The sequence below is a fragment of the Methylocystis sp. H62 genome, from assembly GCF_015709515.1.
Taxonomy (GTDB): domain Bacteria; phylum Pseudomonadota; class Alphaproteobacteria; order Rhizobiales; family Beijerinckiaceae; genus Methylocystis.
Map to the genome: position 1 here is coordinate 66,468 of NZ_JADNQZ010000052.1, position 25,421 is coordinate 91,888.

The following is a 25,421-nucleotide window of genomic DNA, read 5'->3' on the forward strand; positions in this document are numbered from 1 at the left end:
TATAGCAGAGCGCGGCGGCGCAGGCGCGTTCTCGCGCCTGCGCCGCTCCTCACGAAAAGCTTGTGCGCCCTTACGGCCGCGCCGACTTCGCCAGCCGCGCCAGATTGACGAACTCCGCGCGGTAGCCGAACGGATCTTCGCCCTTGGCGCTCTGCGCGAGCGCGATCACATCGTCATAGCTGTAATCGCCGAGATAGGGCGCGCCTTTCAGCAGCTGCGCGAAGGCCGCGACGGCGACGGAGAAGCGCACGTCCTGCGGCGCGTGTGCGATGCTTTCAACGCTTGGCGATTCGGCGATCGGTTGCGTGATAAGCCGTGAGGCTTCCTCCTTCGGCAGCTTGTAGCGCAGCTTGAGAAAGCCGAGTTCGCTTTCCGCACGCGCCTGCGCCGCCGCCGGCGTCTTCTTGCCATAACGCAGATCGTCAACGAGCTTCTTTTCGGCGTCGACCGGCGTGATCTCGTAAATCGCGGTGACGCGGTGACCGGAGCCGACATCGCCCGCGTCCACCTTGTCGTTGTTGAAATCCTCGCGGCGCAGCGCGCGGGTTTCGTAACCGATCAGGCGATATTCGGAGACGCGAGCCGGATTCCATTCCACCTGGATTTTAACGTCCTTGGCGATAGGAAAGAGCGTCGACGACGCTTCCTCAACCAGCGCTTTGCGCGCTTCATTGAGGTTATCGACATAGACCGCCGCGCCATTGCCGTTCTGCGCCAGCGCCTGCATCAGCGCGTCGTTGTAATTGCCCTGGCCGACGCCGAGTATCGACAGGAAAACGCCCTTCTCGCGCTTTCTTTCGATCAGCCCTTTCAATTCGCTCTGATCGGTGACGCCGACATTGAAATCGCCGTCGGTGGCGAGGATCACGCGATTGACCGCCGATTTGTCAAAATTGCTTTCGGCCAGGCGGTAGGCGTCCTGAATGCCTTGCGCGCCGGCGGTCGAGCCGCCCGCGCCGAGCGCCTCAATCGCCGCCAGAATTTTGGCCTTGTCGGCGACCTTCGTGGGCTCCAAAGCAACGCCGGAGCCCGACGCGTAGGTGACGACCGCGACCGTGTCGTCAGGCTTCAACTCGTCGACGAGCATCCGCAACGCGTTCTTCACGAGCGGCAGTCGATCCTGCGGCGACATCGAGCCTGAGACGTCGATGAGAAACACGAGATTGGCGCGCGGGCGCTCGGCGCTCTGCAGCGCATAGCCCTGTATCGCCACATGCACGAGGCGATTGCCGGCGTTCCACGGACTGGGCGTCACAGTGATCGTCGGCTTGAACGGCGATTGCGCGCTTTCGGGCTTCGGATAGTCGTAGGGAAAGTAATTGACGAACTCCTCGACCCGCACCGAGTCTTTTGGCGGCAGGCGCCCGGCGTTTAGCGCGCGGCGTGCGAAGGCGTAGGAGGCGGTGTCGACGTCGATCGAGAAGGTCGAGACAGGCTCCGCCGCCGCCAGCTTGACGGGGCTCGTCTCCTTTGACTCGAACCTGTCGCGAAACGCGCTTTCCGGCGCGACATTCGTGTCGATCGGCGGCGACGGCCGGACGCCTTCTGCGTTCATCGCGGCGACCGGCTTCGCGGGCTGAAAAGATCGCGACAGTGGCGAACTGGCGAGGCGCGGAGGCGGCGGCGCAGCGACGCCATCGGCTCGCCCGCCAAGCGCGCCCGCCTTCGCTCTCTCTTCTCTTGGCGCCGAGGGCGCGGGCGCCGGCTGAACCGCCGCCGGCGCCTGCATGCGCGGCGCTACGGCGACCTCGGCCGGCGGCGAGATGGGGCCGATCGGAAGATTGGATAGGCCTCCGCCGCCCGGCGCAGAGTTGCGCGCGAGCATGAAGGCGGCGGGCGCGCCGATCATCAGCGCGGCGATCGAGGCCGCGAGCGCGCGGTTGAAATAGAACGTCTGACGCATCTTTCTTTTCCCTTCCAATGGAGAGGATGCGTAACTGAGACGTTGCGGCGCGGCCGATCCTTGGGCGTCGGCTGCGCTTTTTTCAAAAGCGGCCATCGCCGCCCCGAACGCTATGCGCTTCGCCTCGCCATCGGGCGGCGGGACGGGCGCATCTTTAAGGCGCGTAAGATCCGGTTCGATCATCGCGCGGGCTCCAACTGGTTCTTCAGACGTTTTCGCGCCTCATGCAGATGCCACGACACGGTCTTCTCCGAACAACCCATCAGCGCCGCCGCCTCGCCATGCGACAGGTCCTGCGCATAAACGAGCAGCACGGCGTCGCGTTGCTGATCCGGCAGGGCGCGCACCACGCGCCAAAGGTCCTGCCCCATCATCTCATCCTCCGGGGTGTCGCCGTCGGCGCCGTCCACCAGCGCCGACATGCGCGCCGGTTCGAGCGCCACAATCTTGCGCCGCGCCCGGATGTGGTCGACCGCGGTCGTATAGGCGATGCGATAGGCCCAGGTCGCAAAGGCGCAGTCGTTGCGAAAAGCGCTCATCGCCGTCGCCATCTTCACCATTGTGTCCTGGGCGATGTCCTGCGCCTCGGCGCGCGCGCCGCACCAGCGCCAGGCGAGCGCATAGACGCGATCGTAATGGCGCTCGGCCAGGGCGGCGAAGGCGGCAGCCTCGCCGGCGGCCGCCCGTCGCGCCAGTTCGCCGTCGGTGTCTTCGCCCGGCAAGTCGCCCCCGCTATTCGATCCCGTCGAGACTATTGACGGGTGTGAGCGCAAATTCCTTGGGTCTGAGCGGCGAACTTTTCGCCACGGCCCGGGAGCTGCCAAATTTCCTTGCATTTTACGGTAGCCCGCGTGGTAGAAGGCGCGCCTGCCCGTTTCGCAAGGGATTCCGAATGCCCGAGGTTATTTTCACCGGTCCGGCCGGCAGGCTCGAGGGCCGGTTCCATCAGTCCGCCACGCGCGGCGCGCCGATCGCGATCATTCTGCATCCGCATCCGCAGTTCGGCGGCACGATGAACAATCAGATTGTTTATCACCTTTACTACGCCTTCGCTGAGCGTGGTTTTTCCGTGCTGCGCTTTAATTTCCGCGGCGTCGGCCGTTCGCAGGGCGCCTTCGACCACGGCTCGGGCGAGCTGTCCGACGCGGCGGCCGCGCTCGACTGGGCGCAGGCGGTCAATCCGGAAGCGCGCGCCTGCTGGATCGCGGGCGTGTCCTTCGGCTCCTGGATCGGCATGCAGCTGCTGATGCGCCGTCCCGAGATCGAGGGGTTTATCTCGATCGCGCCGCCGGCAAACCGTTTCGACTTCTCCTTCCTGGCGCCCTGCCCCTCCTCGGGCCTCTTCATCCATGGCGATCAAGACCGCGTCGCGCCGCTCAAGGAAGTGACCGGGCTCATCGAGAAGCTCAAGACCCAGAAAGGCATTCTCATCGAACATGCCGTGGTCGAGGGCGCGAACCATTTCTTCGAGAACAGGATCGAGCCGCTGATCGCGCATGTCGACGCGTATCTCGACAGGCGTCTTGGCAATCCGCCGAAGATCGCCATTCCCGCGCGGGGGGATTGAGGCCGTTCTTATCGTTCCCGACGCGAAGCGCGATCGGGAATCCAGCAAGCATGCTGGCGTTTTCTGGATTCCCGGTCAGGCCTGCAGCCTGCCGGGAATGACAGATGACCCTGCCGCTCGCGCCAGCACGCCGCCGCACATGGCTTGAGGCGCGCCGGTCGTCGTCGGGAAGGTGATCGGCAGCCCTTCCAGCACGCGCGCGGCGAGATAGGCGAAGGCCTGCGCCTCCATCGAATCCGCCGACCATCCGACCGCGTTGGCCGTCGTCACCTTGCATGGCAGGCGCATGACGAGTTCGCGCACCAGGATCGGATTGCGCGCGCCGCCGCCGCAGACGATCAGCAGTTGCGGCTGAGTCGGCAGATGCGGAAAAAGCCGCAGCACCGAAGACGCCGTAAAGGCGGTCAGCGTCGCGGCGGCGTCTTCGGTTGAGAGCTTGGCGACCGCATCGAGCGCGAAGGCGTTGCGGTCGAGCGATTTCGGCGGCGGCTGATCGAAGAACGGATGCGCCAGCATCTTGAGCAGCGTCGCTTCGTTCACCCGCCCGCGGGCCGCCATATGGCCGTGCCGGTCGATCGGCGCGCCGGTGCGCTGAAGCATCAGATCGTCGATGAGCGCATTGCCGGGGCCGGTGTCGCAAGCGATCGGCTCCTCGCCGTCCGCGACATACGTGACATTGGCGACGCCGCCGATATTGAGCAGCGCCACCTCGCCCTTCATGCCGCCAGCAGTGACGAGCGCGCGGTGAAAAACAGGCACGATCGGCGCGCCCTCGCCGCCGGCGGCGATGTCGGCGGCGCGAAAATCATAAGCGACGTCGAGTCCGAGACGCGCGGCCAGCGCCGGCCCGTCGCCGATCTGGATCGTGAGCCTTTGCTTGGGACGGTGCAGCACCGTCTGGCCATGAAAACCGACGATATTGACGCTCGCCGGGTCGATCTCATGATCCCGCAGCAGCGCCTCGACCGCCTCGGCGTGGCGGTCGGTCACCATGCGCTCGGCAAAGGCGAGAACGCCGGGTCGCGCGTCTCGATCTTCGAGCGTCGCGGCTTCGGCGAGCGCATTGCGCAGCAGCGCGCGATCGGCGTCGCTATAGGGGTAATGCCCCGTCGGCCCGAAGACGACGGCGGCGTCGCCATCTGTTTCGATCAACGCGACGTCGACGCCGTCCATGGACGTGCCGGACATGAGGCCAATTGAGCGGTAGGTGGGCAAAGCGAATCTCTCGTTGGGAAGCAGGAGAGTATCAGGATTTCACCAACGCCCTACCTCCCCCTTGCGGGGAGGTCGCTCGCCGAAGGCGAGCGGGTGGAATACTTTCAATCCCGCTACGCTCAAGTGCAATTAGGAACGCTCGTTTGTAGGACGCATCACGGCGTTCCAATCGATCTCATATCCGACGGCTTGAAGTTCCCGGGCAAGGGTCTGCTTCCAACCGCCCCCACTATCGAACTTCTCGTAGATAACACCACCGAAATCCGATGGCAGTTCCATATCGCCTTTCTTGAGAGCGCAGACGTTTTCCCGCCCTAACCGACCGATAAAGTATCCAAGTTCTAGCAAAACGTTCTGGCGTGGTCGCGGGCTAGATTGCTCTCCATTGGCTCCGCCAAAATCGTCGGGCGTCAAGAGCACTACAGCGAAAGGTAGTTCGCCATGTGCAACAACCTTTTCGATGACTGTGCGACCGCGATTGGCCTGCTCATGAAGAATGATCGGCTCTATGCCAATGCTTTCCAGAAAGCGAGCAACCGCTTCGCGCGGACCTTCGTCACGGCCATGCACGATGAAAACTTTGCGCTCGAAGGGAGGATGGTTCACGAAAGTCGATTTGGGCGCATGGCTTTCGGGTAATTCCTCAAGACGTTCCTCAAGAGCCGTAATCGCTTGCGTTAGCAAGGCAATGGAGCGTGCTTTGGATCGAGCTAGCGATTGCTGAACTGACGTTATTGGTACTGGGAAGGCATAATTATGGGGACCGTTATCAAAATTTGAAGCACTAGAATAACGTCTATAATCAGCGGTATCGGATCCAAAGGTGCGCGTAAGAGCTTCATCGATCGCGACACCTAGCGCGTCAATTTCCGGGATGTTGTATTGTTCACTAACTTGAGATGGATTGAATTTCTCAACTTCATGGCGCCGACGTTCTAAGCGATCAATCCCTTGTCGGATTGAGTCAGCGTTCATTACCGCGGGCAATTGCGTAGAGCGAGATGGACGACTCACCATTGACAGCTATCCAAAATGCACGTCAACAAATGTGAATGGGGTATTATCCCTATTTCTTTATGCTTGCCCGTTCAACAAATTACGCACGCCTACCGCCGGCCCTCCCAGCCCCAGGCCGCGACCACTGCGCCGACCAGCGCCAGCATCGCCCATAGGCCCAAACCCAGCGGCGCGATTTCGACGCCGACGAGCGTCGAGGCGCCGGTCTGTCTGATCCCGATCCAGTCCGAGCCGCCATAGCGGTTGGCGTCGCGCAATTCGACGACGCGCGGCATCGAGACCGTGTCCGCGCCGCCGTTCGATAAGCGCCGCGCCGTGCCGCCGGTCGCTTCCGTCAGCGGTTGCAGCTTCTCGGTCGTCGACGCCACTTCGCGAAATTCCCGCGGATTGGGCGGACCGACGTTCACAAGCGCCGTGAGGCCTTCGCTCTCGAAGCGCCACAGGCCCATTTCCTTGGCGTCGAAACGCGCGCGCCACAGTCCCGGCTCGCCTTGCGCGATCGCGATTTCTTCGCGTGCGCCGGAGGGGGCCGTCGCCATCACCGGCGCCGGTCGCTCCTTCATGGTCTGGCGCTCGACGCTGACCTCGCGGCCATGCGCTAAAGCGCGCAGCGCCTCCTCTTCGAGATCCGGCTCCTTCATCAGCCAATGCGCCAGGCGGCGCGTCAGATCGACATGCGGGCCGCCGCCCTCAAAGCCGCGCGCCCAGAGCCAAATCTGGTCAGAGAGCAGCAGCGCCACCCTGCCCTTGCCTTCGCGCGAGAGCACCAGCAGCGGCTTGTCGCGCACGCCGGACATGATCGAGTCGCCCTTCACCACATTGGCGTCGACCTGCCTGAACCATTCGCCCCAGTTCGGCGGCTCGGATTTGGCGCCGGCGAGGCCGCGCGTCACCGGATGCTTCTCGCCGTCCTTGCTGACGCGGGCGCGAAACGCCTGCTCGATGAGCGCGCCGTCAGGCCGAGCCGGAAGGATGTTTTCAAGCGGCGAATAATAAAGGCCCCGCAAGGTCGCGTAATCCGGGCCGACGGCCGCGAGAAAGGCGCCGCCATTCTCGACGTAATTGGCGATATTCTCGAAATAAATCGAAGGCAGCGTCGTCTGGCTCGAATAGCGATCGAAGATGATGAGATCGAATTCGTTGATTTTCTTCCCGAAGAGATCGGCGGTCGGAAAGGCGATCAGCGACAATTCGCTCGCCGGCGTGACGTCGAGCTTCTCCGGTGGCCGCAAAATGGTGAAATGCACCAGTTCGACATTGGCGTCGGCGCGCAAGAGATTGCGCCAGCTCCGCTCGCCCGGATGCGGCTCGCCCGACACCAGCAACACTTTGAGCCGGTCGCGCACGCCTTCGATCGACAGCACGGCTTTGTTGTCGAGCGGCGTCAGCTCGCCGGGCGCGGATGGTATTTCGAGTTCGACGACGTTTTGTCCGCCATGTTCGATGCGCACCGGAATGCTGACGATGTCTCCCGGCACGGGGCTGAAGGTCGGCAGCGCTTCGCCGTCGCGGCGCACTGAAATCGGGATGCGGGCGCCATCGCCGCCAAGATCGACGACGCGGGCGCGGATGATCTGATCCTTGCCGACGATGCCAAAACGCGGGGCCTCGACGAGTTCGATGCGGCGGTCGCGCTCGCCCTTATGCCCTGTCACGAGCGCTTGAACGGGCGCTTTGAAGCCGAGCGCCTCCGCCTTGGCGGGAATATCGTGAACGACGCCGTCGGTCAGAAGAATAGCCCCGCCGACGCGCTCCGACGGAACGTCCTTCAAGACTTCGGCGAGCGCCCCGAAGAGCTTGGTGCCGTCATTGCCCGAAGCGTCGTTGGCGACCGTGATCGTGCGCGTCTCGACGTCGCCGAATTTGGCGAGCGCAGAGTCGAGCGCCTTGCGCGCCTCTTCCGTTTGCAAGTTTCTCGCGCCAAAATTCTGGCTGTCGCTCTTATCGACAACCACCGCGACGACGCTCTTTTGCGGATCGCGTTTCTCGCGCACGAGCGACGGGTCGGAGAGCGCCGCAATCAGCAAGGCGAAAGCGAACGCCCGGAGCGGCGCGCCACGCTGGCGTTTGGCCGCCATCAGCGCCAGCGCGCCGGCGCCAAGCACGCCGAGAACGATCAGCGCCCACCAGGGAACGAGCGGCGAAAAGGCGAGCGTGAGGTCGCTCACTGGCCCAGCCTTTCCAGCAAGTCGCGCACATGCACCTGATCCGACTTATAATTCCCCGTCAGCGTATACATCACCAGATTGATGCCGCCGCGGAGCGCGAATTCGCGCTGGCGCGCGCCGCCCGGCGTCAACGGAAACAGCGGCTGGCCGCGTTTGTCATGCGCCCAGGCGCTCGCGAGGTCGTTTGAGGTGATGACGATCGCGGAGACGCTGTCGGTCGCGCGCACCGGACGCGCGGCCTGATCTTTCGGCTCCGGCGGCAGCGCCTCGACCCAGGTCTCGCCATTGGCGTAGCGACCGACGAATCCGTCGAGCAAATAGAAGGTCTTGGTGATGACGTGATCGCGCGGCGTCACTTCCAGCGGCGGAATATCCAGGCCCTTCGTCAGATCGCGCAGCCATTGCGCCTCTGGTGTCGGCGCGCCGCCGACGCGTTGAGAGAGAGCGTCGCGCGTGTCGAAGATGATTGTGCCGCCCTGCTTCATATAGGCGGTGACTTTCGCCACCGTCTTCGCGGGCGGCTGCGGCGCGCTCGCGACGATCGGCCAGTAGAGCAAGGGATAAAAGGCGAGTTCGTCCTTCGCCGGATCGACGCCGACCGGATCTCCCGGCGAGAAGGATGTGCGCATGTTCAGCGCCTGGGTGAGCGCCTCGAGGCCCAGCCGCGATATTTCGTCGACGTGGGCGTCGCCCGAGATCACATAGGCGAGCCGCGCTGTCAGCGCCGCGTCCTTGTCGCGCTGGGTGGCGGCGGATTTCGGCGCGGACTCGGCGCGCGTTTCGCCGGTCGTCATCGCCGTCGCGCACAGCAGGCAGAACAGCGCCGCGGTCGCGGCCCGCAGCGGCCGCAGCCGCAGCTTTCCGGCAAGCGCCAGAACGATCAGCGCGTCGGCGATGAAGGCGGCGAGCGCGAAGGCGAGCAGCGGCCCGCGCAAATCGAGTTGGCCGCCGGCCCGCAGCACGTCCGCGCTCAGTCCGGCGCCGGTGAAATCGAAAGCGCTGATTTCGTCAGTCGGGCGCAAGGTCTGCACCGCGACGAAAGCCTCCCCCGAGCCGTACAGCCCGGGCGGATGCTCGGCGCTTGCAGGCCCCTCAAAGCCAGGCGGAATGCTTTGCGCGCTTAGGCCCGGCGCGCCGAGCGCGCCAAATCCATCGAGTAGGCGCATCGGCGCGAAAGCCGACGGATCGGCGACAATGCCGGACCGTTCGCTGCTCGCAGGCGCCGACTCTCCAGCCATGGCGCTGATCCGTTTCAGCATCTCAACGAAAAGTCCCGAGATCGGCAGATTCGACCAATTGGCGTCGGCGTTGACGTGAAACAGCACGATCAGCCCCTTCCCGCGCCGTTCCGCGGTCACGAGCGGCGTGCCGTCGGACAGTCGGGCCCAGGTCTTGTCCGCAAGACCCGGATCGGGCTCGGCGAGCACCTGCCGCTGCACCGTGACGTCTTTCGAAGCCGGCAGGCCGAAGAAGGGGCTCGTGGCGTCAAACTCGGCGAGCGCCTTTGGCTCTTCCCAGGACATGGCGCCGCCGAGCACGCGGCCGTTCCGGCGCAGGCGCACGGGCAGCAGACCGTCGTCGGCGTTGGCGAGACGCGGCCCGGCGAAACGAACGAGCGTCCCGCCTTCTTCCACGAAGCGCGACACCGCGTCGAAGGTCTCACCGGGCGCGAGCCCGACATCGGCGAGACCTAAGATATTGGGCTGTTCGGCGAGCAGCGCCTGCACCGGATCCACGACGCCGGGACGCGCCGTGCGGATTTGGGCGAAGGGCGCGAGCGCTTTTTCAAGGTAGTAGAGTGGCGAGAGCAGCGGCTGCGCCTCATTCGCGGCGCCGCCGCCGATCAGCGCCACGCGCTTCACTTTCGAGCGCGCGTCGAGAAGCGCGACGGCGCCGGCGGAATTTTCTCCCTCGATGCGCAGATGACTGACCTCATTGCGAAGTTCGACCGGCAGTTCGATTTTCGCCCGAACGCGCCGCGCGCCGCCAAAATCCACTGCGGCTCGGCCGACCGTCCGACCTTTCGCGTCGAGCGCGTCGACGACCGCCGACGCGTCGTCGCCGATGCGCAGCACATCGACGCTCAGCGCGGCCGCGTCATTTGTCGGCGCGGCGAGCGCGCGCGGCGCATGGTTTTCGACGTAAATCTCGACCCCGGCTGCGCCCGACTCTTTCAGCATGCGCACGAAGCCTGCGGCGTCGCCCTGCGAGACGCCGTCGCTGATCCACACGATGCGCGTCGCCTTGTGGGCGTGGGCGAAGGACGCGGCCTGTTCGCCGATCGCCTTGCGGTCCGGCAGAAATGGCTTGGGCCGCGCCGAACGCAATTTTTCCATCGCGCGCGGCCCGTCGCCAGGAACCGGCGCCGCGGCTTCGGATGCAAGCGCGATGGCGACCGGACCGCCGGCGCGCGCCACCGACTCGATGATTGACGCGGCGCCCGCAAGGCGTCGCTCCCATGTCGGCGCGGCCGTCCAGCCGTCGTCGAGGATGACGAGCGTCGGCGCTGAGGACGCGACGACGCCGCTCGGCGCCCAGACCGGTCCCGCCATCGCGAAAATCAACGCGGCGGCGAGCGCCAGCCGCAGCGCCATCAGCCACCAAGGGGTTTTTGCCGGCGTCTCTTCATCGGGCTTGAGTTCGCGCAAAATTTTCGTCGGCGGAAACACGATCTCGCGCGGACGCGGCGGCGTGACCCGCAACAGCCAGAAGATCATCGGCAGGCTGACGAGACCAAACAGCGCAAGCGGCGCGGCGAAGGAAAACATCAGCGCCGCTCCTCGAAGCTGACTCCATCCGCTCCGAGCAATCCCATGGCGAGCGCCAGCGCCGCTTCGGAGGCTGGCCTGTCGGTGCGATGCTGCAGGAAGATGAAGCCGACGCGTTGCGCGGCCCGCCGGACGGCGTCGCGATGCGCTTCGAACCGCCGCGCATAGGCGGCGCGCAGACTGCGCGCGTCGCCCGCGTAGAAGGCGGGGCCGCCGTCGGTGTCGAGAAAAGTGGTTTCGCCAGAAAACGGCAAGGTTTCTTCGCTGGGATCGGTCACCATCAAGACCGCGCCGGAGGCGCCGCCGTCGGCGAAGCGTCGCAGGCGTGCCGCAAGCGCGTCCGGATCGATGAGGAAGTCGGAAATCAGAATCACACGGGCGCGCGGGCGGATCGGCGCCTGCGGCGGAAGCTCGTCGCGCGTCGCCTCCGTTGCGTTGTCGGCCAGAGCGCGCGCCAGCCGGTCGATCACGTCGCGCGCCGAGATCGGCGCGGTCAGGCCCAGCGCCGCCGCCCGCTCGCCGCCGCGAACGAGCACGTCGGCGAGCGCCAGCCCCAGGGTCACGCCGCGGGACAGTTTGTCGTCGGAGGCGAGAGACGAGCCGAAGGCCATGGAGGGAGAACAATCCATCCAGAGGAAATAGTCGTGCGCGGCCTCCCATTCACGCTCGCGCACATAGAGCTGATCGCCGCGCGCCGAGCGGCGCCAGTCGACGCGGTGCGCCGCTTCTCCCGGCGCAAATGGTCGATATTGCCAAAACGTCTCGCCGACGCCCGCACGCTTGCGGCCATGAACGCCGTAGGCGAGGCTCGCCGCGATCTCATGCGCGCGCGCCACCAGCCTTGGCATTTGGCTCGCCAGATCGGCCGCGGCGGCGCCATCGGCGGGCTTGCGCTGGGCAGGATCATAGGCGCGCGTGGCGACGCCAGAAAACATCGTCATCTTTCTCCGTCAGAGGGGACGAGCGGAGCGAAGGCCCGTCACCCGATCCGCGCCACGAGCGTCTGAACCACGTCAGAAACGGTCATCTCGCGGCGCGCAGCGAAATTGAGCGCCATCCGGTGGCGCAACACCGGCGCGGCGAGTTTCGCGACGTCGTCGATCGAGGGCGCGAGCCGGCCGGTGACGAGCGCCCGGGCGCGCGTCGCCAGCATCAGCGCCTGCGCGGCGCGCGGTCCCGGACCCCAGGCGACATGCGGCGCGATTTCCGCGTCGCCCTCGTCTGGACGGGCTGAACGAACGAGATCGAGGATCGCGTCGACGACCTTTTCGCCGATTGGAAGCCGGCGCACGAGCCTTTGCGTCGCCATCAGCTCTTCGGCGTCGAGCGCCTGGCTCGCCTCGGCCATCGTCTCGCCAGTCGTTTCCAGCAGCACCCGTCGCTCGCTGGCGCGGTCGGGATAATGCACGTCGATTTGCATCAGGAAGCGGTCGAGCTGCGCCTCGGGCAGCGGATAGGTGCCCTCCTGCTCCAGGGGGTTTTGCGTCGCCAGCACATGGAAGGGCCGCGGCAGGTCGTGGCGCTTGCCGGCGACGCTGACATGATGCTCCTGCATCGCCTGCAGCAGCGCCGACTGCGTGCGCGGCGAGGCGCGGTTGATCTCGTCCGCCATCAGCAGCTGGGTGAAGACCGGCCCCCTGATGAAGCGGAACGAACGCGAACGGTCGGCGCCCTCTTCGAGCACTTCAGAGCCGAGAATATCGGCGGGCAGCAGGTCCGGCGTGAACTGCACGCGCTGCTCCGCCAGGCCGAGCACCCGGCCGAGCGTCTCGACGAGCTTGGTCTTGGCGAGGCCAGGCACGCCGACGAGGAGCCCGTGGCCGCCCGCGAGGATCGTCACCAGCGCCTGTTCGACGACCTCGTCCTGGCCAAAAATGACGGCGCCGATCGCGGCGCGGGCGCGCCCGATATGGTCGAGGGCGCGTTCGGCGGATTGAACGACGGCTGATTCGAGCGAGGTTGTCCTGGTGTCCAATGAGGTCATTTCAGCGTGCTCAGGCAGCCTGTCTATGAAGAGGATCGGGCGCATCGTGGCGGCGCTGCCGTGTTTCGCCGCAGTCGATCCATGGCCCCGCGCCATTCGGCTCCGCATGAACTTTCAAAGGCGAAGCGGCGGGAATTAGGGCCAAGCGCAATCTTCGTCTCTCCGCCGCGGCAATTCAAGCGCAACCGGCGCGTTGGGGAGGCAATTTACCGCCAAAACTGCAATTTGGACGTGACAGTTTGTTCATGCATACCGCATTAAACGCCCTACGACGGACGCCATGTATATTCTTCGGAGTATATTCGTCGAACATCCTCATCACAAAAGGCGTTCCCGCCCATGTGGCGCGCAATCGTTGAAACCGCCCTGCTCTTCCTGACGCCCTTCGTCGCCTATGCGCTTTTCCATTCGTTGCAGCTTCGCTGGCCTTTCGTGCGCGAGCTCTGGCATGGCAAGGTTGTGTCGCTGCTGACGATCGCGGGCCTTCTGGTCGCCATCGTCGGCGTCGTGGCGCTCGGCCTCACCCGGCTCAACCAGGGCGCTTACGTGCCGGCCCATGTCGAAAACGGAAAATTGCAGCCGGGCCGCTTCGAATGAACGTAGCGCAGAAACTGCTCGAGGAGCCTCGGCTCGCCACGTTGTTTGCGGCGCTCGCCAAGACCGGCGCCGAGACCCGCGTCGTCGGCGGCGCCGTGCGCGACGCTCTTTTCGGCTTGCCGCCCCACGAGGTCGACCTCGCGACGACGGCGCTGCCCGACGCCGTCCTTGCGGCCGCGCGCGAGGCCGGACTGAAAGGCGTGCCGACCGGCATCGAGCACGGCACGGTGACGATCGTCGTCGCCGGAACGCCCTTTGAAGTGACGACGCTGCGTGAAGACGTCGAGACCGACGGCCGCTTCGCCAAGGTGCGCTTTGGCGGCGATTTCGAGCAGGACGCGAAGCGGCGTGACTTCACCATCAACGCGCTGTCGCTCTCTTTCGATGGCGAGATTCACGATTATACGGACGGCCTCGCCGACATCGAGGCGCGGCGCATCCGCTTCATCGGCGACGCCGCGACGCGGATTCGCGAGGACTATCTTCGCATTCTGCGCTTCTTTCGCTTCAACGCCTCTCATGGCGAGGGACCGTTCGATCGCGAGGGCCTGCATGAGTCGATCGTCGCGCGGGAAAATCTGTCGCGTCTGTCGCGCGAGCGTATCCGCGCCGAACTGATGAAGCTGCTGCTCGCGGGCCGGGCGCCGGACGTGCTGCGCGCCATGTCGCACGCCGGCGTGATCGAAGTCATTCTCGGCATCGGCTATCCGGCTCGCCTGCAGCGGCTGGCCGAACGCGAGACGGCCTTGGGCAAACCGGCGGACGCGGTCTTGCGGCTTGCGGCTTTTTCGGTGCTGACCGCCGAAGACGCCGAGCGGCTGCGCGAGCGCCTGCGGCTCTCCAACGACGAATTCGCGCGGCTTGCGGCGGCGGCGCGAACGCTCGCGCCCTTGCATGGACGCGAGGCTCCGCCGCCGGCGTCGCATCTGCGCGAGATGCTGTTCCTGTGCGGCGCGCGCGCCGCGGCCGACGCGCTGGCGCTCGCGCATGCGGAAAGCGCCGCGGCGGCGGACAATCCGGAGTGGCGGGAGGCGGCACGCTATCTGGACGAGACGCCCGCGCCCGCCTTCCCCATCAAGGGCGCGGATCTCATCGCGCGGGGCGTCGCGCCGGGCAAGCAATTGGGCGACGCGCTTAGAACGCTGCAAGCCGAATGGATTCGCGCCGGCTTCCCGCGCGACCCGGCGGTCGTGCTGCAGCTTCTCGAAAACGCCATGGCGAACAGCGGCCGGGAGGCGCGCTAGCGCCCGCCGCTAGAGCGCGCTGCGAACAAGTGGGAACCGGTTTTTCGCATAGAGCGCGCTCTAAACTTTGGGAATCGATAACGTAATCTGCATTTGGGCAATTCCGCCCAAATGCTGCGTGATCTAGCCGGCTTCGGCTTGAGCGAGCCGATCAAAGATCCCCAGCACCAGCGCGCGCTTGTCGAAGTTGAACACCTCGGTTTCCCTGGCGGCGTCGCGAATGGCGTCCCAGGCGCTTGCGTAGCGGGCGAGTCTCGAAGGCGCGGCGCCGGTCTGCGCGAGCGCGCGGACGCGGGAGTCGAGATGGCGCTGCGTCGCGCGCATGAAGGTCTCATAGGCCGCTTCATTGTCGCGGCCGGTAAGCTTGTCGGCCAGCATATGCGCGCCGAGCCAATCGATCTGCGGCAACCTGTCGAAAAGCCGGCGCACGGCGGCGTCGAAGGCGACGCCGTCATCGCCGAGCAGCCGCAGCGCCTCGCGCACAGAGCCCTCGGCGCGCGCCGCGGCCACGAGCAGGTCCGCTTCAGGCGCCTGCGACCAGGGGGACCCAAGATTTTTCACGGCGGCGATCGTGTCTTCCGGCGACAATGCGCCGAGCATCAGCCTGCGACAGCGCGAACGGATCGTCGGCAGCATGCGGCCCGGCTGATGCGCAACGAGCAGAAACAGCGAGCGCTGCGGGGGCTCCTCAATGAGCTTTAAAAGCGCGTTGGCGCTGGCGCGATTAAGATCGTCGGCGCAGTCGACGATGGCGATCCGCCAGCCGCCGGTTCCTGACGCCTGATGGAAGGCCTGAATAACCTTGCGCACGTCCTCGATGCGAATTTCGGTGAAGTGCTTTTTGGTCTTGTCGTTCCAGGCGCGACGCAGCAGAAAAATATCGGCGAGCGCCATTGAGGCGATCCGACGCGCCGCTGGATGGTCCGCCGGCACGGCAAGGCTCTCGGCGGACTGAACCGCCGCTGCGGCGGGTTCGGGATGCGCCATGAGAAATCGCGCCAGGCGCCAGGCGAGCGTCGCCTTGCCGACGCCTTCGGGCCCGCCGATGATCCACGCCTGCGCCATCTTGTTGCGGCGGTAGGCGTCGAGGAATTCATGCTCCGCCGCGGCATGACCGAAAAGCGCCAGGGTCTGCCGCGGATGCGGGGCGTCGTCGTAGCGATCGCTTTCCGGGTTCCCCTCGTCGCGGCTCATTGCGCGGCTTGTGCGGCGTGCGCCAGGAAGCGGTCGTGAACGAGCCGCTGCACCGCGCGCGCGACGTCGTCGATGGACATGCCGGCGTCAATTACGCAGCAGCGTTCCGGCTCGCTCTCGGCGATGTCGAGGAAGGCCTGTCGCAGCTCCTCGTGAAAGGACGGCGCTTCGCTTTCGAAACGATCGATCGCTTCGCCATGCCGCCGCGACGCCGCCCGCGTGAGGCCTTCTTGCGCCGGAAGATCGAGCATGATCGTCAGATCCGGCCGCCTATCGCCGACCGCCGCTCTTTCCAGCAGCGCCAGAGTCTTGGCGTCGACGCCGCCGCGCGCGCCCTGATAGGCGCGGGTCGAATCGGCGAAGCGGTCGCACAGCACCCATGCGCCGCGCTTCATGGCGGGCGCGATCAGCGTCTCGACATGATCGGCGCGCGCCGCCGAGAACAGCGCCGCCTCGGCGAGCGGACCAAGCGGCGCGGCGCGTCCCGAGAGCAGGAAGGCGCGCAGCTTCTCGGCCTTTGGCGTGCCGCCGGGCTCGCGCGTCGTCACCACCTCGAAGCCGCAATCGCGCAAATGCTCGGCGAGCCGCGCAAGCTGCGTCGACTTGCCGACGCCCTCGCCGCCTTCGAAGGTGATGAAGCGGCCTTTTTCGGGCGTCGCTTGGAAGGTCATTTCTTCCCGGAGAGTTTCTGGTGAATGGCCGCGGCGGCGGATTCGTAAATAGCGTCGAAGGCGCGCCGCGGCAGCGATCCCTGCTCGACCGATTCCGCAGTTTGCAGCGGCTGTTCGAGCACGACGGAGTTTCCGCGTTTCACTTCGAGGCGTCCAACCGGTGCGCCCGCCTCGACCGGCGCCAGCACAGGGCCTTCGTAAACGATCTTGCCCATCAGCCTCTCATTGGCGCCGCGCGGCAGCAGCACCTTGACGTCTTCCTTGGCGACCAGCTCCACGGAGCCCTGCGTGCCGCCATAGACCTGCGCCGGGCCGACCGGCTCGCCGGCCTTGAACAGCTCCTTCTCCTCAAAATTCCTGAATCCCCATTGCAGCAATTTGCGCGCTTCTTCGGCCCGCTCCTTCGCGCTCTTCGCGCCGTAAACGGCGACGATCAGGCGCCGGCCGTCCTGCGTGGCGGAGCCCACCAAGCCGTAGCCGCTGTCTTTATCGATATTACCGGTCTTCAGACCGTCGGCGCCAATGCTCATCGTCAGCAGCGGATTACGGTTCTGTTGGCGAATCTTGTTCCAGGTGTACTCCTTCTCGCCAAAATAGCGGTAATACTCGGGGTAGGTCTTGATCATGTGCGCCGCGAGCTTCGCCATTTCGCGCGCCGTCACCTTTTGATCAGGACCGTCCATGCCCCAGGGATTGCCGAAGCGCGATTTGACAAGGCCAAGCTCGGCGGCGCGCTTGTTCATCCGCGTCACGAACGACTCTTCGGCCCCTGCGAGGCCTTCAGCGAGCGTAATCGCCGCGTCGTTGCCGGATTGGATCACCAAGCCCCGGATGAGATCCTCGACCCGCACGCGGCTATTGAGCGCGAGGAACATCGCAGAGCCGCCAGCCGGCGCCCCGCCGGTGCGCCAGGCGTGCTCGGAAACCGTGAATTCGTCGTCGAGCTTCAGTTTTCCTTCCGCCAAAGCCTGAAAGATCAGCTCCGCCGTCAGAATTTTGACGGTCGACGCGGGCTTGGCGTAATCGTCCGCGCCCTTCTCGAACAGAACGGTGTTTGTGCCAGCGTCGATCAGGATGGCGTGCGGGACGCTGGTTTGAAAATTTTGGGCGCGCGACGGCGCTGCGCCAAGCGCCCAAAATGCGAACAGCGTCAGAATAAAGTGCAGCCCGGGAAAATTCGGCAAGACGCGCTCCCGTCTTTACGCCGCAGCGCGGCAAGCCGGGAGAAGATGGCGCGCGACGCCGAAAATTGCAATCACGGCGTGGGCCGCTCAGTTCGTGCGAACCGAGGAGTTCAGCGCCTGTCGGATGGCGTTGTGAGCGGAAGCTTGACGGACGCCGAGATGCGCGGGCCGCACTGGCGGCAGCGGCGCCACGACTTTCTTGGCCTTCTGGGTCGAAGCGACGGGTTCTTCGTCGATGCTGGCGTGCTCGCGCGAGGGAGGCAGCGGCGCGTCGCTCTCCTGCCTGGCATAGGCCCGCATCTGGTCATCTGACGCCTGCCCATTCTCATAGGCGACGCGGGCCGCGAGTTCGGCGACTTCCGCCCTTTCATCATAGCGCGCCATCCGCGCCGGCTGCTCATTCGCCGCCGTCATCACCGGCGCCGGGGCGTCAATCTGCGCCGGTTGGCCGTCGTCACGCAGGGTCGCAAGGAGTTTTTCGTCGTCGTCTCCCTCGAGATCGGCGCGCCCGACCCAATCCACTTTGACCCGCGCCGTGCCGACGCCATGAAAATCGAGCGCTTGCGCCACGCGCTGGGAGACGTCCATCACGCGTCCGCCATGATAGGGTCCGCGATCGTTGACGCGCACCACGATCGAACGGTCATTGCGCAAATTGGTGACCCGCGCATAGCTGGGAAGCGGCATTGTCGGGTGGGCGGCGGAAATCGACGCCCTGTCGAATATTTCGCCATTGGCGGTGCGTCGCCCATGGAAATCCGAGCCGTACCAGGAAGCCGTTCCTGTCGCCGTATAGGGCCTCTCGCTCGGATAATAGGTTCGGCCGGCGATCTTGTAAGGCTTGCCGACCATATAGGCGCCGCCGCCCTTCGGCACTTCTTCGCCCTCGGCGATGACCCGCGGGCTTGGACGCACCCCGTAACGCGGGTCGATCTGCCCGAATCCGCCGAGGCTGGCGCTTCTATGCGATCCCGTGGTCGAAGAGCATCCGGCGAGCGCGCCGAGACAGACAAGAGGCAGCAGTTTGGAAAGGATGATTGAGGAGCGAACCAGCGGACGCGGCGCATGAGCAGCGTTTTTAAAGACGACAAATCGCATCCAGACGGTCCTTGCCACCAACTTCGATCCGCCGCCGACTGCACTGAAGCACGCCCCATAAGCGGCGGCGCTTCCTTCATTTTCGACGCGACATAGATCTGCCGCGCGGCACAACCCGCGGAGTGTCTCGTTGATGTGTGAAGTTGTCGTTAAACGCAGTTACGCTGGCGTCAGCAGGCGTCGCGAATGAGACCAAAATGCGACACATGCCTTCCAAAAGCGTACGTGTGCCGAGATTGAAAGCAGGGTGTGGCCCTGGCGCCACAGTCTGCTCGGCTTCATTGAACGCGCGCGAGGTCGACGATTCGCGTCTCGACGCGCTCGACGCCGCGAAAGACATTGCGTGACAGTTTGGCGGCGACGTGAAGCTGTGCGCCATCTCGCCTCAATAGCGCTTCGCCCAGCGGCGAATGCATGGCGCGAAAGGCGATGGCGTCGACCGTCGCGCCGTCCCGCGAGCGCAAGCGGGCGCGCACATGATCGGCCCCAACCGTCTGAGCGAACGTGACCTGCTGCTCGGGCAGGGCAAACAGGGGTTCGGGGTTGCCCTGCCCGAATGGACCGGCCTGCTCCACCCGTCGCAGCAGTTCGAGACAGACTCCTCGTCCGGCGACCGCCGCGTCGACAACCAGCGCGTCGTCGAGACGCGCGGCTTCGACGGACGCTTCCAACGCCTCATCGAGAAAGGCGCGAAACTCGTCGATCTTGCCCTGGGCCAACGTCACGCCGGCCGCCATCGCATGGCCGCCACCCTTGACCGCCAAGCCCATCTCGACGGCGCGCCGCACGGCGGCTCCAAGGTCGACGCCACTTAAACTCCTACCTGAACCTGTTCCATATTCTCCATTGAAAGCAATAACAAATGCTGGAATATTAAAGCGTTCCTTTAGCCGTGATGCAATCAGCCCGACGACGCCCGGATGCCAGTCCGGTCCGTGCACGACGAGACATGACAGCCGATTGGACCCGGCCATTTGCGCTTCCGCCTCGGCCACCGCCTGCTCCAAGATCGACCTCTCGACGACCTGTCGTTCGCCATTCAGCCGGTCCAGCTCAAGAGCGATGCGATGCGCTTCCGCGCCGTCGGCGAGGGTGAGAAGCCTGGCGCCGAGGCCAGCGTCGCCGATCCGGCCGCCGGCGTTAATCCGCGGCCCAAGCGCGAAACCAAGATGATAGGCGCGTGGCGGCCCATCCAGACGGGCGGCGTCCATGAGCGCGGCGAGCCCCGGACGGGATCGCCCCGCCATCACCATCAGACCCTTGGCGACGAGCGCCCGGTTGAGCCGCGCCAGCGGGGAGACGTCGGCGACTGTCGCCAGCGCGACAAGATCGAGCGCGGCGAGAAGATCCGGTTCCGGTCGATCGTCGCTCCACCAGCCGCGCGCGCGCAGCGTCCTCGACAATCCGATGAGGACAAGGAAAACCACCCCCGCCGCGCAGAGCGCCCCCTGCCCCGAAAGATCATCGAGCCTGTTGGGATTGACGACCAGCGCGTCGGGCAGGATTTCCGGCGCCTGATGATGGTCGAGGACGATCACATCGAGGCCAAGCGCGCGCGCGACGGCGAACGCGTCGTGACTTGAGGTCCCGCAGTCGACGGTCGCCAGCAGAGTCGCGCCACGCGCCGCGAGATCGCGGATCGCCTCGACATTCGGCCCATAGCCCTCGATGATCCGGTCGGGAATATGGAGCAATGGCTCCGGCGCGCCGGCCGCGCGCCAAAAGTCGATGAGCAACGCGGAGGAGCAGGCGCCGTCGACGTCATAGTCGCCAAAAACGGCGATCTGCTCGAACTTTTCAATCGCGTCCGCGAGCCGGCGCGTCACGGCGTCCATGTCGCGCAGCGACGAGGGGTCGGGCAGAAGATCGCGCAGCTTGGGATCGAGATAGCCGACGGCGTCGGCGACCGTGACGCCGCGCCCGGCGATCACACGCGCAAGAAAATCGTCGATGCCATGCGCCTGGGTCAACGCGAGCGCCTGCGCCTCGCCTCTGGCGTCCAAACGCCCGCGCCAACGTCGACCGAGCACGGAGCGCTCGACCCCAAGAAAGGCGGGAACCATCGAATCGGACATTGATGCCTCGATCGAGTCGCTAAGCCTCGCCGACAAGCGACGCAAGTTTTTCCGATCGCGATGAGGGCGGGAGTTTCCAAGTGGCGCAATAATTCATCAATTCTAACGCCTTGGGAATTCACTTGACATCACTGTCCATTGGCCGCGTCATAATGCTGGTGAAAAATTTCCAATCCAATCCGTTTTGATGAGGCGAACCTTCGACTGAAGTTTGTAGATTTTTCGGGCACTTGAAGCCTTCGCGCCTACAGCTTCGTCGGATTGCATAAAAGGAATTGTGCGGAGGGCTTATGGAGACCAAGAAGCTGGCGACGGGCGCCGCCCCCCGCAAACTCGGCGACTATCTCACGCGCGCGCGCGACAAAGCGCCAGCGCATGCGGGTCATGGCGCGGGCGGCGCGCAGTCGGTGCGCGAGGACAATTATCGCGGCCACGAGATCGAAATCGTCACGACCTACAAGATCCTGGTCGACGGAAAGAAGATCCGCGCGCCGCTCGGCGTCGATGCCTCCGGCCAGGTTCATTGTCATTCATTGCCGAACTACCAGACCGCGTCGGCGGTCGACATGGTGCGGGCGCTGATCGACGGCTTTCCCGAGGAGTTCGAGCGAAAGTCGGCGCCGAGCAAGAGCCGCCCTCCTGCAAGCCACAAGCGCCGGCCCGCTCCTGCGCGCAAAAGCAGGCCCGCAGTGAAGAAAGGCTCAAAACACGAGCATTGATTTTCAGGCGAACATTGATTTTCAGGAGAGAGACGATGGCCGTCGTCCGAAGCAATATTTCAACGAATGCAGGGGTTCGCGATCAATATATTGAGGGCGTCAAACTATTGAAAAAAGAGGCGTCCGGCCGAACGACGGATGAATTCGGCATTCCGGGCGCCGCGCGCTCAGTGAGCACCTACGATCTTTTCGTCATCTGGCACGTCACCGCAATGATGATCGAGACGCCGCCGGGAAATCCCGCGCAGCGGAACGCGGCGCACCGCGGGCCGATTTTCGCGCCATGGCACCGTGTGATGCTGATGGTTTTCGAACAGAACCTCCAGCGGGTCCTGGCCGACGCGAATTTTGGTCTGCCCTACTGGGATTGGGCGGAAGACGGCGACCTTCCGCCCCAGGAGCAGAGCGCGGCCACAATCTGGGGCGCGGACTGCATGGGCGGCGAAGGAAATCCGGTCGCTAGCGGCCCGTTCGCGTTTCACGCAAACGATCCATCCGCGTTCAGAGTGCGCATCTCCACGAATATCTCCGGAGAGTTGCGTTCGGTGAACCGCGGCCTCCGGCGGGCCTTTGGCGTGAGCGCCGACGCGCTGCCGAGAACGGCGCATGTGACGAATGCGCTGGCGCTGTCGCCCTATGATTCGCCCGGTTGGGACGCCGACGCGAACAGCTTCCGTAATCGCATCGAAGGGTGGATGAACGACGACGGCGTTTCCACGACCGCGATGCACAATCTCGTCCACGTCTGGATTGGCGGAGAGATGTTGCTTGGCTCCTCGCCCAATGATCCGGTTTTCTTTCTCAATCACTGCAACATTGATCGCCTCTGGGAGAGTTGGATGTCCCGAAACGGGCGCGTCTACGTTCCCGACATGACGGCGGGCGCGGATCTCAAAGGTCATCGCATCGACGATCCGATCAGCTCGCCGCTCGGCCTCAGCGCCACGCCGCGGGAGACGCTCGACGTCAGCGCGATCTACGAATACGACGCGCTCATTTGAGCGCCAAAGCTTATTGATTTTCAATTGAATTCGGATCGGCGATGGCGCTCAAATCCACTCATATTGTTTTCGTGCATGATTTCTTCGGCTGGGGGCCTCAAGAGTTCGGACTTCCCTATTGGGGCGACGCGCTCGATCAGATTGGCGAACCTTTCGCGGTCCATGAAGCGAAGGTGGGAGCGGTCAGCTCGTTCCATGATCGCGCCTGCGAGCTTTTCGCTCAGATTGCCGGCGGACGTGTGGACTATGGCGCCCGGCATAGCGATGAGGCATGCCACGCCCGCTATTCGCGGGAATATGCAGACCCGTTTGCGCCCGAATGGTCGGCGGAGAACCCGGTGATCCTCGTCGGCCATGGCGCAGGCGCCCAGACCGCCATGCAGTTGCAGGCGCTGCTCGCCAGCGATTTCTGGGGGCAAGGGACAAACGCCGGCTGGGTGGAAGGCGTGATCAGCGTCGCCGGCGCCATCAACGGCTCGTTGCTTCCCTATGGCTTTGGATGCGACCGGGTAAATGGCCGGCTTAACCGCAAACCAAGCCGGCTTATCGCGGAGTCGTTCAACTTTCTTGGGATGGCCGCCGGCGTGCCGAGCGCCATGCGCAGGCCCTTCGATCTCCATCTCGACCAATGGACCGACGGCGAAGTTGACTCGAAAACGGCGATGGCGCGTCTGGACGCCGGCGCCTTCGTCGCGGGCGAGGACAATCTCGCCTTCGACATGACGCTGCAGGGCTGCCGCAACGCCAACGCGCGGTTCAGATCGCACCCGGACACCTATTATCTGTCGCTGGTGACCAACGCCACGCATGTTCGGGCTTCCGGCTTTTTCAGCAAAACCTGGCGGCCCGACCCGACGATCCATCCCGTTCTCTGGCAGCCGGCGCTCTACCAGGCGCGCGAGGCCAACTTCGCCAAGGCGCCGATCGTCGGTTGGGGCGGCGGCGACCTTTCGCTGCCGCAGTGGCGGCCCAACGACGGCGCGGTGAGCGTCATCTCGCAGAGATATCCCTTTACGGCGCGGGAAGAGCCCGTGGGAGGCGAAGGCGTCTTTAAACGCCAAAGGCTCAAGCCGGGGCGCTGGTATTACGAGTATCTTGACAAGGCCATTGGCCAGCGGTTCGACCATTTCGACGCTGTCGTCGGCGCGCAGCTCAAACCATGGGTGCCCGGACTGCGCGATGCGCATCGGGAGATCTATCTGAGGCTCGGCGAAACCTTGCGCAGCCTGTAGCCTTATCTGAAGAGCGGCTAATGCATGCCGCCAAAACCTTGTGATCGCAGCGCGTCCATGACGCCGTTGAAGATCAGCGACACGCCCATCGCCGAGACGAAAAAGCCGACGATCCGGGTCGCGGCGTCGATTCCCAGCGGCCCGAGCGTTGTGGTCAACCGCGTCGCGAAGGCGAGGCACGCGTAAGTGACGCCCACGGCGAGAAAGATCGCGACGAGAATGACTCCGAACGCCAGCGCCTCATGGGACGAGTGCTCAACGGTGGCCATCATCCCGAGCACGGTGGCGATCGGGCCGGGGCCGATCATGAGCGGCATCGCGAGCGGCATGAAGGCGATATTGCCCGTCGATCTGGCGAACGCCGGCGTTCCGTCGCCGTCCGACGAGGGCAAAAAAAGCTCAAAGCCGATCTTCATCAGCACGATCCCGCCGGCGATGCGCACCATGCTGAGCGAGACGCCGAAGATTTTTAAGATCACCGCGCCAAAGAACAAGAAGAAGAGGATCAGCAGCAGCGCATAGAGACAGGACATGAAGGCCACGCGACCGCGCTCCTGGTTGCTTTTCTCGCGCAGGAGCAAAAGGAAGACCGGGAGCACCTCAAAAGGATTGATGACCGCCAGCAGCGTCGTGAACGTCGAGAAAAAGAGCGTCAACTCGGTTCTGAAAGCTCCGGCGCCGATGTCCGAGACGAGACTACTGTTCATAAGGCCTTCTCATTGGCGTTGCGCTGCGCGAACATGCGTCGCGGGTGCTGCGGCGTGGCGGCGCGACCTTATTGCGGCGGGCGCCGCCGCTCAAGCGCCGCACTGGAGGATCACGCCAATTTCGAAGCAGCGCTTGGAGCTGAGTTTCGAAGCTTCGCTTGGACTTGTGTCCGACGATGGAATTGACCCATGACCGACGCGATTCAGCTCACCCATTCCTCCGGCGACGGCGCGGAGATCCTGGCTTTCGGCGCGGAGCTTTCGAGCTGGCGCGCGCAGGGGGTCGACATGATCTGGGCGAAGAACCCTAAGGTCTGGGACCAGACCGCGCCCGTGCTGTTTCCTGTCGTCGGCTGGACGCGCGACGGCCGCATGCGCGTCGACGGCGAGACCTATCCGCTTGCGCTCCATGGCTTCGCCTGGAAAAAGCGCTTCGACGTCGCCGAGCAGCGCGACGACTATTTGCGCCTCGCGCTCGTCGACGACGCCGAGACCCGCGCGCTGTATCCCTTCGCCTTTCGGTTCGAAGTGGAGTTCCAGCTTCGCGCCGGGGCGCTCGAAAATAATCTCATCGTCACAAACGCCGACTCGCGGCCCCTGCCCTACGCCTGCGGCTTGCATCCCGCCTTTCGCTGGCCGCTCGCCGGTTCTTCCTCAACGCATGCGATTATATTCGAGAAGGCCGAGCGCGCCGAAGTTCCCATCATCGGACCCGGCGGGCTTTTCTCGAAACCCGTCCGCAAAACGCCGCTTGTCGGCCGGCGACTGCCGCTCGAACCAGAAATGTTCACGCGCGACGCACTGTGCTTTCTCAATCTTGCGAGCCACAGCCTCGTTTTCGACAATGGCGAAGGCGCGCGTCTTTCGGTCACGCTCGACGATTTCCCCCATGTCGGATTTTGGACGCTGCCGCCTGCTCCTTATCTGTGCATTGAGCCATGGACAGGCCATGGCGATCCGGACGACTTTTACGGCGATCTCTATGAAAAGCCCTCGATGCGAATTCTGGCGCCGGGCGCGCAGGCGCGGCATGGCGCGATTTTCGCCTTTGAGCGGGAGCCGCCGGTCGGCTAGGAA

General features: G+C 64.7%; 21 protein-coding genes. 7 read left to right on the forward strand and 14 right to left on the reverse strand.

Features of this window, described 5'->3' with window-relative positions; all coding sequences use genetic code 11:
• Positions 1-70: 70 nt before the first annotated feature.
• Complete coding sequence (locus tag IYY11_RS10120) at positions 71-1,903, reverse strand: vWA domain-containing protein (protein ID WP_409455243.1); 1,833 nt, start codon at positions 1,901-1,903, stop codon at positions 71-73.
• A 179-nt stretch (positions 1,904-2,082) separates the two neighbouring features.
• A complete protein-coding gene (locus tag IYY11_RS10125) occupies positions 2,083-2,625 on the reverse strand; it encodes an RNA polymerase sigma factor (RefSeq protein ID WP_196403738.1) in 543 nt (180 codons plus the stop codon).
• A 170-nt stretch (positions 2,626-2,795) separates the two neighbouring features.
• Between IYY11_RS10125 and IYY11_RS10130 the strand changes: the two genes are divergently transcribed.
• Entirely contained in the window at positions 2,796-3,470 is a 675-nt protein-coding gene (locus tag IYY11_RS10130; RefSeq protein ID WP_196403739.1) for an alpha/beta hydrolase, read from the forward strand.
• A 75-nt stretch (positions 3,471-3,545) separates the two neighbouring features.
• On the opposite strand, the gene IYY11_RS10135 is transcribed toward IYY11_RS10130, so the two are convergent.
• The 6 genes from IYY11_RS10135 to IYY11_RS10160 all read right to left on the reverse strand — a co-directional run bounded on the left by IYY11_RS10135 (position 3,546) and on the right by IYY11_RS10160 (position 12,622).
• Positions 3,546-4,685 (reverse strand): anhydro-N-acetylmuramic acid kinase, encoded by a 1,140-nt coding sequence (locus IYY11_RS10135; protein WP_196403740.1) that lies wholly within the window; start codon positions 4,683-4,685, stop codon positions 3,546-3,548.
• A gap of 129 nt (positions 4,686-4,814) precedes the next feature.
• Positions 4,815-5,702 (reverse strand): TIR domain-containing protein, encoded by an 888-nt coding sequence (locus IYY11_RS10140; RefSeq protein ID WP_196403741.1) that lies wholly within the window; start codon positions 5,700-5,702, stop codon positions 4,815-4,817.
• 89 nt (positions 5,703-5,791) lie between these two features.
• Positions 5,792-7,870 carry a hypothetical protein gene (locus tag IYY11_RS10145; protein WP_196403742.1) on the reverse strand — a complete coding sequence of 693 codons (2,079 nt, stop codon included), beginning with the start codon at positions 7,868-7,870 and terminating at the stop codon, positions 5,792-5,794.
• Complete coding sequence (locus IYY11_RS10150; RefSeq protein WP_196403743.1) at positions 7,867-10,638, reverse strand: DUF4159 domain-containing protein; 2,772 nt, start codon at positions 10,636-10,638, stop codon at positions 7,867-7,869. Before IYY11_RS10150 ends, IYY11_RS10145 begins: the two co-directional genes overlap by 4 nt.
• Positions 10,638-11,573: a DUF58 domain-containing protein gene (locus tag IYY11_RS10155; RefSeq protein ID WP_196403868.1), complete on the reverse strand. Its 936-nt coding sequence runs from the start codon at positions 11,571-11,573 to the stop codon at positions 10,638-10,640. The genes IYY11_RS10150 and IYY11_RS10155 overlap by 1 nt, the downstream gene beginning before the upstream one ends.
• 44 nt (positions 11,574-11,617) lie before the next feature.
• Positions 11,618-12,622: an AAA family ATPase gene (locus IYY11_RS10160; RefSeq protein WP_196403869.1), complete on the reverse strand. Its 1,005-nt coding sequence runs from the start codon at positions 12,620-12,622 to the stop codon at positions 11,618-11,620.
• 339 nt (positions 12,623-12,961) lie between these two features.
• On the opposite strand from IYY11_RS10160, the gene IYY11_RS10165 reads away from it, so the two are divergent.
• Together IYY11_RS10165 and IYY11_RS10170 are read left to right on the forward strand one after the other, a co-directional pair.
• Complete coding sequence (locus tag IYY11_RS10165; protein ID WP_196403744.1) at positions 12,962-13,219, forward strand: DUF6111 family protein; 258 nt, start codon at positions 12,962-12,964, stop codon at positions 13,217-13,219.
• Positions 13,216-14,463: a CCA tRNA nucleotidyltransferase gene (locus tag IYY11_RS10170; RefSeq protein ID WP_196403745.1), complete on the forward strand. Its 1,248-nt coding sequence runs from the start codon at positions 13,216-13,218 to the stop codon at positions 14,461-14,463. The genes IYY11_RS10165 and IYY11_RS10170 overlap by 4 nt, the downstream gene beginning before the upstream one ends.
• A 123-nt stretch (positions 14,464-14,586) precedes the next feature.
• Here the strand turns inward: IYY11_RS10170 and IYY11_RS10175 are convergent, their stop codons facing one another.
• The 5 genes from IYY11_RS10175 to recJ all read right to left on the reverse strand — a co-directional run bounded on the left by IYY11_RS10175 (position 14,587) and on the right by recJ (position 20,685).
• Entirely contained in the window at positions 14,587-15,657 is a 1,071-nt protein-coding gene (locus IYY11_RS10175) for a DNA polymerase III subunit delta' (protein WP_196403746.1), read from the reverse strand.
• A complete protein-coding gene (gene tmk / locus IYY11_RS10180) occupies positions 15,654-16,328 on the reverse strand; it encodes a dTMP kinase (protein WP_196403747.1) in 675 nt (224 codons plus the stop codon). The genes IYY11_RS10175 and tmk overlap by 4 nt, the downstream gene beginning before the upstream one ends.
• Entirely contained in the window at positions 16,325-17,512 is a 1,188-nt protein-coding gene (locus IYY11_RS10185) for a D-alanyl-D-alanine carboxypeptidase family protein (protein WP_196403748.1), read from the reverse strand. The genes tmk and IYY11_RS10185 overlap by 4 nt, the downstream gene beginning before the upstream one ends.
• Positions 17,513-17,599: 87 nt before the next feature.
• Positions 17,600-18,610, reverse strand: a complete 1,011-nt coding sequence (locus tag IYY11_RS10190; RefSeq protein WP_196403749.1) for a septal ring lytic transglycosylase RlpA family protein — start codon at positions 18,608-18,610, stop codon at positions 17,600-17,602.
• Positions 18,611-18,888: 278 nt separating this feature from the next.
• Entirely contained in the window at positions 18,889-20,685 is a 1,797-nt protein-coding gene (gene recJ / locus IYY11_RS10195) for a single-stranded-DNA-specific exonuclease RecJ (protein WP_196403750.1), read from the reverse strand.
• Positions 20,686-20,975: 290 nt separating this feature from the next.
• Here recJ and IYY11_RS10200 point away from each other — a divergent pair, with 290 nt between their 5' ends.
• The 3 genes from IYY11_RS10200 to IYY11_RS10210 are packed head-to-tail and all read left to right on the forward strand — an operon-like array spanning position 20,976 to position 23,637.
• Positions 20,976-21,404, forward strand: a complete 429-nt coding sequence (locus IYY11_RS10200; RefSeq protein ID WP_196403751.1) for a hypothetical protein — start codon at positions 20,976-20,978, stop codon at positions 21,402-21,404.
• A gap of 35 nt (positions 21,405-21,439) precedes the next feature.
• Positions 21,440-22,405 (forward strand): tyrosinase family protein, encoded by a 966-nt coding sequence (locus IYY11_RS10205; protein ID WP_196403752.1) that lies wholly within the window; start codon positions 21,440-21,442, stop codon positions 22,403-22,405.
• A 41-nt stretch (positions 22,406-22,446) separates the two neighbouring features.
• Positions 22,447-23,637, forward strand: coding sequence for a hypothetical protein (locus IYY11_RS10210; RefSeq protein WP_196403753.1), 1,191 nt, complete (start codon positions 22,447-22,449; stop codon positions 23,635-23,637).
• 17 nt (positions 23,638-23,654) lie between these two features.
• Here the strand turns inward: IYY11_RS10210 and IYY11_RS10215 are convergent, their stop codons facing one another.
• A complete protein-coding gene (locus IYY11_RS10215; protein WP_018408320.1) occupies positions 23,655-24,344 on the reverse strand; it encodes a MarC family protein in 690 nt (229 codons plus the stop codon).
• Between the two features lie 189 nt (positions 24,345-24,533).
• Between IYY11_RS10215 and IYY11_RS10220 the strand changes: the two genes are divergently transcribed.
• On the forward strand, positions 24,534-25,418 hold the full coding sequence (locus tag IYY11_RS10220) for an aldose 1-epimerase family protein (RefSeq protein WP_196403754.1): 885 nt from the start codon (positions 24,534-24,536) through the stop codon (positions 25,416-25,418).
• Positions 25,419-25,421: the final 3 nt, after the last annotated feature.

What these genes read in the sequence shown, in the direction of transcription:
- IYY11_RS10120 (WP_409455243.1), bottom strand. Translation starts at nt 1,903, where the DNA reads ATGCGTCAGACGTTCTATTTCAACCGCGCGCTCGCGGCCTCGATCGCC.
- IYY11_RS10130 (WP_196403739.1), top strand. Translation starts at nt 2,796, where the DNA reads ATGCCCGAGGTTATTTTCACCGGTCCGGCCGGCAGGCTCGAGGGCCGG.
- IYY11_RS10140 (WP_196403741.1), bottom strand. Translation starts at nt 5,702, where the DNA reads ATGGTGAGTCGTCCATCTCGCTCTACGCAATTGCCCGCGGTAATGAAC.
- IYY11_RS10150 (WP_196403743.1), bottom strand. Translation starts at nt 10,638, where the DNA reads ATGTTTTCCTTCGCCGCGCCGCTTGCGCTGTTTGGTCTCGTCAGCCTG.
- IYY11_RS10155 (WP_196403868.1), bottom strand. Translation starts at nt 11,573, where the DNA reads ATGTTTTCTGGCGTCGCCACGCGCGCCTATGATCCTGCCCAGCGCAAG.
- IYY11_RS10160 (WP_196403869.1), bottom strand. Translation starts at nt 12,622, where the DNA reads ATGACCTCATTGGACACCAGGACAACCTCGCTCGAATCAGCCGTCGTT.
- IYY11_RS10165 (WP_196403744.1), top strand. Translation starts at nt 12,962, where the DNA reads ATGTGGCGCGCAATCGTTGAAACCGCCCTGCTCTTCCTGACGCCCTTC.
- IYY11_RS10170 (WP_196403745.1), top strand. Translation starts at nt 13,216, where the DNA reads ATGAACGTAGCGCAGAAACTGCTCGAGGAGCCTCGGCTCGCCACGTTG.
- IYY11_RS10175 (WP_196403746.1), bottom strand. Translation starts at nt 15,657, where the DNA reads ATGAGCCGCGACGAGGGGAACCCGGAAAGCGATCGCTACGACGACGCC.
- tmk (WP_196403747.1), bottom strand. Translation starts at nt 16,328, where the DNA reads ATGACCTTCCAAGCGACGCCCGAAAAAGGCCGCTTCATCACCTTCGAA.
- IYY11_RS10190 (WP_196403749.1), bottom strand. Translation starts at nt 18,610, where the DNA reads ATGCGATTTGTCGTCTTTAAAAACGCTGCTCATGCGCCGCGTCCGCTG.
- recJ (WP_196403750.1), bottom strand. Translation starts at nt 20,685, where the DNA reads ATGTCCGATTCGATGGTTCCCGCCTTTCTTGGGGTCGAGCGCTCCGTG.
- IYY11_RS10200 (WP_196403751.1), top strand. Translation starts at nt 20,976, where the DNA reads ATGGAGACCAAGAAGCTGGCGACGGGCGCCGCCCCCCGCAAACTCGGC.
- IYY11_RS10205 (WP_196403752.1), top strand. Translation starts at nt 21,440, where the DNA reads ATGGCCGTCGTCCGAAGCAATATTTCAACGAATGCAGGGGTTCGCGAT.
- IYY11_RS10210 (WP_196403753.1), top strand. Translation starts at nt 22,447, where the DNA reads ATGGCGCTCAAATCCACTCATATTGTTTTCGTGCATGATTTCTTCGGC.
- IYY11_RS10215 (WP_018408320.1), bottom strand. Translation starts at nt 24,344, where the DNA reads ATGAACAGTAGTCTCGTCTCGGACATCGGCGCCGGAGCTTTCAGAACC.
- IYY11_RS10220 (WP_196403754.1), top strand. Translation starts at nt 24,534, where the DNA reads ATGACCGACGCGATTCAGCTCACCCATTCCTCCGGCGACGGCGCGGAG.